Origin of the sequence: Streptomyces europaeiscabiei (assembly GCF_001550375.1) — a bacterium.
GTDB classification, from domain to species: Bacteria; Actinomycetota; Actinomycetes; order Streptomycetales; family Streptomycetaceae; genus Streptomyces; species Streptomyces europaeiscabiei.
In genome coordinates, this window is record NZ_LRTR01000521.1 from 1 (window position 1) to 4565 (window position 4565).

A 4565-nucleotide genomic window follows, 5' to 3' on the forward strand; every position below is an offset into this window, starting at 1 on the left:
TCGGCTGCCGTCGGCGTGCTCGCCGACGGCGGCGCATGGCTGCGCCGCCCGGACGGCACGCAGACCGCCGCGCTGCTGTGGCAGGCGGCGGTCGTCACGGTCGTCGGGTTCGTGTGCTGGTACATGGGCATGCAGCGCATCGGCGCCGAGCGCGCCACGCTCTTCTCAGGTCTCATCCCGGTCGCCGCCGCCTGCACGGCACCCCTCGTCGGCACGGGTTCCTACGGTGTTGCGCAGGCCGTCGGCAGCGCGCTGGTGGGTGTCGGAGTGGCCCTGGGGTCGGGGGCGCTGACCCGCCGCAGGTCAGCGGCTCCCGTCGAGGATGACGCGCGCGACGAGGGCGGGGTCGTCGTTCATGGGGCAGTGGCCGCAGCCGGGCAGCCGCACCAGACGGGCGCCGGGGATGACCCGCTTGGCGCGGACGCCCTGCCGGCGTACGAGCAGCCAGTCCCGTGTGCCCCAGGCCACGGTGACCGGAAGCCCGGGGATGTCGTCGGTGAACAGGATGCTGCCGCCCGCCCGGAGGGTCTCGTCGAACCCGGTGGCCCCTGCCAGTGCGAGCGTCTCGGCGACCACGGCCTCGGGTGAACGGCGGCTCGGGCGGGCGTAGATGGTGCTCGTGAGGGCGGTGCGGCCGGCCGCCGAACGGGACAGCCGCTCGACCAGCGGCAGCGGCAGCCGCCGCGAGATGTGCCGCATGGTGAGCAGGACACCGAACGCGTAGCGTCGCTCGGCCTCGTTCCAGAACCCGGCCGGGGACAGGGCCGTGACGGAGCGTACGAGCTTCTCGCGGCCCAGCTCCAGGGCGAGCAGGCCGCCGAGGGAGTTGCCCGCCACATGGGGGCGGTCGAGCTCCAGGGCCTCGCAGAAGGCCCCGAAGACGGCGGTCGTCGTGGGCAGGTCGTAGCTGAGGCCGTCCGGCAGCGCGGGGGACTCGCCGAAACCGGGGAGGTCCACGGTGATGACCTCGCGTTCGGCCGCCAGGATGTGCGTCACCGGGTCCCAGGCCTGCCGGTGGTGGCCGATGCCGTGCAGCAGGAGCAGCGGCTCGCCGGTGCCCTCGCGCGTGTAGGAGACCGTCACGGGCCGCGGGCCGAGCGGGGAGGGGACCTGGAAGGAGACCGTGGCGGCGGACATGGTGCAGCTCCTCGTCTGGGAGGTGGGCGCGCCGAGGTACGACGTTCATAGACAGCTTGTCAGCAACTGCTACCGGCGGGTAGTCCTGGTGGGTAACAAGCCCGCGCTTGCCGGGAATCGCCTGGACAGGGTCGCGTCCCTCGGGATGGGATGGAACGGTGACCACCGACATCGAGACCGACGTCTTCGAAGAGCACCGCCCTGTCCTCATGGGAGTCGCGTACCGTATGCTCGGCCGGGTCGCCGACGCCGAGGACGTGGTCCAGGAGGCCTGGCTGCGCTGGTCCGGCGCCGACCGGTCCGACGTGCGCGAACCTCGCGGCTACCTGGTCCGTGTCACCACCCGGCTCGCCATCGACCGGCTGCGCCAGGTGCAGTCGCGCAACGAGGCGTATCCCGGTCCGTGGCTGCCCGAGCCGTACGTCACCGACTACGGGGCCACCGTCCCGGACACCGCGGAGCGGGCCGTCCTCGCCGACACCGTCTCGCTCGCCGTCCTCGTCGTCATGGAATCCCTCTCACCCCTGGAACGCGCGGTGTTCGTGCTCCGGGAGGCCTTCGGCTATCCGTACGCCGAGATCGCGGCCATGATCGACCGCGCCGAGCCCGCCGTCCGCCAGCTCGCCGGGCGCGCCCGCAGGCACGTCGACGAGCGGCGCCCGCGCTACGAGGTCGACCCGGCCGAACGCCGTGAGCTGACCGAGCGGTTCCTCGTCGCCGCAGCCGGCGGCGACCTGGACGGCCTGATGTCGCTGCTGGCCCCCGACGTCCGTCTCGTGGGCGACGGCGGAGGCCTGGGCAAGGCGCCGGTGCGCGTCCTCGAAACCGCCGACAAGGTGGGACGGTTCCTGCACGGCGCGGCCGGCAAGGGCGTCCAGGACGTCTCGTTCCGCTTCATGGAGATCAACGGCGGCTTCGCGGCGGTCCTGCTGACCGGGGGCATGGTCGACAGCGTGTTCCAACTCGATGTCGCCGACGGGCGTATCCAGTGCGTCTACATCGTGCGCAACCCGGAGAAGCTGCTCCGTCTGACGGTGGGCCAGTAGTCCGTTCTGACGGTGGACCAAGTTTGTTCGTGCCCGTTCCGGCCCCGTTCCTGTCCCTGGTCACTTCACGGCCGTGAAGTGCTCGATGAACGCTGTCGGGCGTCCGGTCCGCCGGGCGCCCGAGCGTTCGATGATTGGTCTTGACCAAGGGTGGGGGCGGGCCTATGGTCGCAAGAAAGTGCAACAACCTTTAATAAACAAGGGCACTAAAAACGTCGCCGGACCACGGCGAAGCAGCGGAGGACAGGGTGGGGACCCAGCAGCTGGAATCGGTGCCGGAACCGAAGTACTGGCATCTGAAGACCGTGCTCAGTGAGGCATTGGACTCCGAGTTCTCGGTGGGAGAGATCCTGCCCAACGAACGTGATCTCGCGGCCCGCTTCGGCGTGGCCCGAGCGACCCTCCGCCAAGCGCTGGAGCAGCTCGAACTGGAGGGCCGGCTGCAGCGCCGTCGCGGCGTCGGCACCACCGTGGCGCCCCCGCGCGTGGGCGTCGCCGTCGGCACCGAGCAACACGCGTGGCCGGGCACCGTCGGCGACGCCTGGCAGGCCGTGGACTGCACGTCCTCGGCACCGCCCGCCGCGGTCGCCGACATCCTGGAGAGCGTCCACGGCGAGCAGGTGCACATCGTGCGCCGCTCCCGTGTCTCGCACGGTCAGCCCGTCGCCGCCGAGCTGCTGTACATCCCGGCGGACTCGGTGCCCGCCCTCTCCGCCATAGACACGCCCTCCGGTGCCGCACGCGCGCGTGCCGTGCTGCGTGAGCTGCAGCGCCTGGAGCTGGAGGGGCAGGACCGGTCGGTGGAGCTGGGCTCCGCCCGCGCCGACGACGCCAAGGAACTCGACCGGCTGCCCGGCGCGCCCGTCCTCGTCGTCACCACCCGCTTCTACGCCGAGGGGCGCACGGCGGCCGTCTCCATGGCCACCTACCGCGCCGACACCTGCCGTCTGACCTTCGGTGACTCGGGCGGCGTCGAGATCCACCACGGCCCGGAGCGCCGCGCGTCCTGACGACGTCGGCAGCCCCTGCGAGCCGCATAACGCCGCGCCCCGGGCATCTGGGGCGCGGCGTTCCCGTGTCCGCAGGTCAGCTCGGCTTTCATGCCGGAGAACCGGCTCGGCGTCGCGCCGTCACCGTGCCCTCCACCGCGAACAGCTGTTCCTCGACATGGTCCAGGGCCAGCCGGAGCGCGCCCATGGCGACGGCCGCCTCGCCCAGCCGGGAGAGGGCGACCCGGGGCGGGCGCAGGCAGTAGCGGGCCAGCTCGTGCCGGAGGGGGTCGAGTACGTCGTCGATGCCGGTCGCCCAGCCACCGACGACGACGAGTTCGGGGTCGAGGGTGAGGACCAGGGCCGTCACGTCGTGGACGAGCCGTTGTATGAAGCGGTCGACGGCCTCACGGGCCCGCTCGTCGCCCTCGCGCGCGTGCTTGAAGACCTCGGCGACGGCCTGCTCGTCGAGCGGGTGCAGGGGCTCGCCCGTGGTCGACAGCAGTGCCTCCGGGGTGGCCTCCCGGCCCAGCAGGTGCAGCGCGCCGATCTCCCCGGCCGCGCCGCCGTACCCCCGGTGCAGCCGTCCGCCGATCAGCGAACCGGCGCCCGGGCTCAGCCCGGCCAGCACGAACACCACGTCGTCGGACTCGGCGGCGGCGCCCTTCCAGTGCTCGGCGACCGCCGCCGCGTTGGCGTCGTTCTCGACCAGGACGGAGCACTTGAAGGAGCGGCTCAGCCGCTCGCCCAGGTTCAGGCCCGTCCACTCCGGCAGGGCCGCGCACAGGCTTACGGTGCCGTCGGCCTCGATGATGCCCGGACTGCCCACGCCGACCGCGCGCAGCGAAGCGCGCGGGACACCGGACCTGCGGAGCAGCTCGGCGACGATCGAGCGCAGCCGCTCCAGCCGGTCGTCCGCCGACGCCGACTCGGACACGTCCCTGGACAGCGAGCCCAGCACCCTCCCGTCGAGGTCTGCGAGCAGCGCGGTCACCTGGTGCGAACCCACGTCAAGACCCAGCAGATGGCCCGCCTCGGCCCGGAACCGGTAGTGCCGTGCCGGGCGTCCCTGCCGCCGGGCGGCGCCCTCCTCGGCGGCCCGCTCGACCACCAGTCCGGCTTCGACGAGCCCCTCGACGACGCCCTCGACCGTGGGCCGCGACAGCCCGGTGACCGTGGTGATCTCGGTGAGCGTCGCGTGGTCCGTGGCCCGCAGCGCGTGCAGCACCACGGCCGAGTTGATTCTTCGGAGCAGAGAAGGATCTCCGCCGGTCAGTCGCCCCAACGTCCGTCCTCCCAGCTCGCGCCCGTGTTTGCCGGATGGTACTCGCCGGGATGGGCCCGGGCGAGTGCCTGCCGCGCCCGACCTGCCGGCGGGGCGGCCCGGGCCCGC

The 4565-nt window shown here is 72.6% G+C and carries 4 protein-coding genes and 1 pseudogene; 3 read left to right on the forward strand and 2 right to left on the reverse strand.

Annotated features, from left to right (window positions below; translation table 11 throughout):
* Positions 1-15: 15 nt before the first annotated feature.
* Positions 16-264: pseudogene (locus AWZ10_RS53895) on the forward strand (EamA family transporter); the annotation flags it as partial.
* A 39-nt stretch (positions 265-303) separates the two neighbouring features.
* Here AWZ10_RS53895 and AWZ10_RS25620 read toward each other — a convergent pair.
* On the reverse strand, positions 304-1137 hold the full coding sequence (locus AWZ10_RS25620; RefSeq protein WP_046707572.1) for an alpha/beta fold hydrolase: 834 nt from the start codon (positions 1135-1137) through the stop codon (positions 304-306).
* Between the two features lie 158 nt (positions 1138-1295).
* On the opposite strand from AWZ10_RS25620, the gene AWZ10_RS25625 reads away from it, so the two are divergent.
* Both AWZ10_RS25625 and AWZ10_RS25630 read left to right on the forward strand, forming a co-directional pair.
* Positions 1296-2183 (forward strand): RNA polymerase sigma-70 factor, encoded by an 888-nt coding sequence (locus AWZ10_RS25625; protein WP_060892101.1) that lies wholly within the window; start codon positions 1296-1298, stop codon positions 2181-2183.
* 248 nt (positions 2184-2431) lie between these two features.
* On the forward strand, positions 2432-3193 hold the full coding sequence (locus tag AWZ10_RS25630) for a GntR family transcriptional regulator (protein ID WP_046707574.1): 762 nt from the start codon (positions 2432-2434) through the stop codon (positions 3191-3193).
* A gap of 88 nt (positions 3194-3281) precedes the next feature.
* Here the strand turns inward: AWZ10_RS25630 and AWZ10_RS25635 are convergent, their stop codons facing one another.
* Positions 3282-4457, reverse strand: a complete 1176-nt coding sequence (locus AWZ10_RS25635) for an ROK family transcriptional regulator (protein ID WP_078935583.1) — start codon at positions 4455-4457, stop codon at positions 3282-3284.
* Between the last annotated feature and the right edge of the window lie 108 nt (positions 4458-4565).